Origin of the sequence: Desulfitobacterium sp. THU1, assembly GCF_038181555.1 — a bacterium.
Classification (GTDB): Bacteria; Bacillota; Desulfitobacteriia; order Desulfitobacteriales; family Desulfitobacteriaceae; genus Desulfitobacterium.
In genome coordinates, this window is sequence record NZ_JBBWUA010000039.1 from 1 (window position 1) to 3,238 (window position 3,238).

General features: G+C 41.7%; 3 protein-coding genes. All 3 read right to left on the minus strand.

Going from position 1 to position 3,238, the window contains the following annotated elements:
- Positions 1-77: 77 nt before the first annotated feature.
- On the minus strand, positions 78-356 hold the full coding sequence (locus tag AAC978_RS16145) for a 2-oxoacid:ferredoxin oxidoreductase subunit alpha (RefSeq protein ID WP_341549104.1): 279 nt from the start codon (positions 354-356) through the stop codon (positions 78-80).
- A gap of 339 nt (positions 357-695) precedes the next feature.
- Positions 696-2,642 (minus strand): sigma 54-interacting transcriptional regulator, encoded by a 1,947-nt coding sequence (locus tag AAC978_RS16150; protein ID WP_341549105.1) that lies wholly within the window; start codon positions 2,640-2,642, stop codon positions 696-698.
- A gap of 190 nt (positions 2,643-2,832) precedes the next feature.
- The coding region (locus AAC978_RS16155; RefSeq protein WP_341549106.1) for a bifunctional hydroxymethylpyrimidine kinase/phosphomethylpyrimidine kinase at positions 2,833-3,238 on the minus strand (406 nt) is incomplete at its 5' end.

Consider the following 3,238-nt stretch of genomic DNA (forward strand, 5'->3'; position numbering starts at 1 on the left):
GCGAGCTTGGCACCAAGAGCGGCTGCTTCACTTCCTGTGATAAGTGCTTTGTTCATTTGATTTTCTACCTCCTTTGCCTAAAAAATTCCTCTTGGCCCCGTATATTCCGGTACCATCTCAATTCCCTTACTTTCCTTGGCACAGATGCCGCAGCCCTTGCAAAGTTTATAGCTGACTATGATCTCATCACCTGTCAAAGAGAGAGCTCCATCTGGGCAATAAAGCAATATGATGGGATTGACTTGGTTTTGGTCTGTTATCACTGGACGATAAAGACGCTGGATGGCTGAGTTTGGTGATTCTGCCAAAGAACCGGGGTCACCTGAAGGAACAACAGGTAGCTCCTTTAATGCCATATCCTAAACACCTCCTTGCCTGTTAATTACGCTTATAGAGTAAAGCAAGAAACATGCCAAACTTTATGCTGTTAATCAAAAAATCTCTAAAAAGTAGCATTATTGATCAAAATCTTTCTTAGGTTCCTTATTTTCAAGATATTAAGATCCATAAAAAGTCAGAATATATTTCCGAATAATCCTATAAATCGCTATACAAGGAATCTTCAGACAACTTTTAGCCGAAAAATAACGCCATCGGTGTTTCATATTTATAACACTATGGCGTTCAGATATGTAACAATTGATCATTTATGAAACGCTAAATCCCTAATCCCTAATCCCTAATACTTAATGCGATCACTCTTGAAGTTTTCTCCATAAGGTCGTTCTACTCATTCCCAAACGTCGAGCAGCTTCCGTTTTGTTTCCGCCAACTTCCTCTAAAACTTGAAGAATCACTTGCTTCTCCAATTGATTTATAACCTTTTCACCTACAAAAGTCGGAGGTTCAAAAGCGAAGGTTATATTGTGAGGGTTCTGCATCATTGTATTGGTGGTTCTTTTTTCTTCTGTGTGCGTTACTCCTTCATCCAAGAGTAGAACATTGGTGATTTCCTCAGCCGTTATTTTTTCCTGCCATGCACGCATAGCCAATCTTTCCATAGCATTGCGGAGTTCGCGGAGATTCCCCGGCCAGGAATAGTTTAAAAGAGCTTGCTCAGCCTCAGAAGTAAACCTGCCCATCCTCTTTCCTCGTCGAGAACAGAATTCATTTAAGAAGCGATAGGCAATCAATATAATATCCTCACCCCGAATCTGCAGGGGAGGAATCTTGAGGGAGAGCACATTAAGACGGAAGTAGAGATCTTCTCGGAAAGCACCACTCTCAATCATTTTTCTCAGATTTCGGTGGGTTGCAGTAATAAGGCGTATATCCACCGGGATAATACTGCTATCTCCGAGACGCATCACTTCACCCTGCTCGATAACCCTTAATAACCGGGCCTGCAACATGGGTGACATTTCCCCTACTTCATCAAGAAAAAGTGTACCACGATGGGCCATTTCAAACACACCGGCCTTGCCCCCTTTGCGGGCACCGGTGAACGCGCCTTCCACATAACCGAATAGCTCACTCTCCAAAAGGCTTTCCGGTAAAGCCGCACAATTTATGGCCACGAAGGGCTCATTTTTCCGTTTACTTGTATTGTGAATCGCATGAGCAAACATCTCTTTTCCAGAGCCTGTTGCTCCTTGAATTAATACCGTTGAGTCAACCCCCGCATATTCATTAGCAAGATTTTTGGCATTCGTTAAAGCCGAACTATTGCCAAGAATATCACTAAAATGATATTTCGCTGCTAAACCCCGATCCGCGAGCTTGCGTCGTACTTTTCCTTCAAGCTTCTGCAACCTCTCGATTTGTTGAAACGTGGTGACAACTCCTTCAATCTTATTATCAACGATAATTGGCACTCGATTAGCAAGAACCTTGGTGTCTCCAATCTCCAAAAACTCCGCAATTTCTACTTGACCAGTCTGAAGTAATTTTTGACACCCGGCTTTAGGAATGACTTGGGTGATATATTTTCCAATGGCATTTTCGGCCTTCCAACCGGAGATTTTTTCAGATGCCTTATTAAAAACGGTAATCTTCCCTTTATTATCAAGAGCAATAATCCCATCATACGAAAATTCCAAAATAGCTTTGAATTGTTCAGCCTTTTTCATTTCTTGTTTACGGACAAAATTAACCCGGCGAGCCTCTTCAATGGCTCGTCGAACAGAATCCATGCCCGAAGAAATCACCACGGACTTCATCCCTTGCCTACCGGCTTCATTGGCCATAGCAACCTTACCCATGACCACATCCACTCCCTGTTCCCGCAGGTATTGAACTCCTTTGCTTATATCCTCTAGATCGTTATTACATGTATATTTAATTAGTTCGTCATTAATTACCTCGGCGAAAGCATCTAAGTCTAAATTATTAACGACTTCTTCCACATCCACGATTCCAATACGTTTGCCTATTTTTTTTGCTTCGAAATACGCTCGAACAATATCATATCCTCCGATGGAAACTTCTACTACAGGAAGTTCTATGCCTGCATTACGTAACTTCCAACAGGTGACACCGCGAGTAATGAGCACATGATAGCCTAGCTTTTCAGCATTCTTCGCCAATTCTACTGCCGCATCCATACGAGCAACTTTAATGTCGACATCGTCACTTCCCCTGCAAACTTTATGAGCCACCTGAGCGATATCTGAATACGGTGCTAAGAAAAAAATCTCCGGCACTGCTTTTTCCTCCTCAAATGAATTCATGATAACAGATTAATTCGATATTAATGCAGGGTTTCCTGTCCTATTATCTGACTCTTCTAATTATTTACAATGTATGATCGATGCAACTATTATATTTCTATAGATATAAAAAAACACTCAGTTTAGTTTGAGTGTTTTTTTTGGGCCAATCAATCTTGAATTACTATTTTAGTAAGCCTAATCTTTGAATGAGATAAGGAATTGCTCTTTCAAAGCAAACCCCATAGCGACATTCTTGATTAGCTTCGACTGTCAATTGAATGCTTTTCAGAGTATAGTCGACAGCAATTTGCGTTGCTTCTGCTAAGGAAAAGCCATTGAGGAGGCCAGATAGTAAGGTGCTACCGAAAACATCCCCAGTCCCATGGAAATATCCCGGCACTCTATCATTGAAGGCATAGCTTATGGTATCAGTTTCCCGATCATAGCATGCTGCTCCGAGCTTAGTGGGGTCAAAAGAAATACCGGTAAGAACAACTTTTTTAGCCCCCATGTCGGAGAGCTTCCTCAGGGTTTTCTCGACATAATCTTGAGTGTAATTATCGCCTATATAATCCTCTTCAAGCATA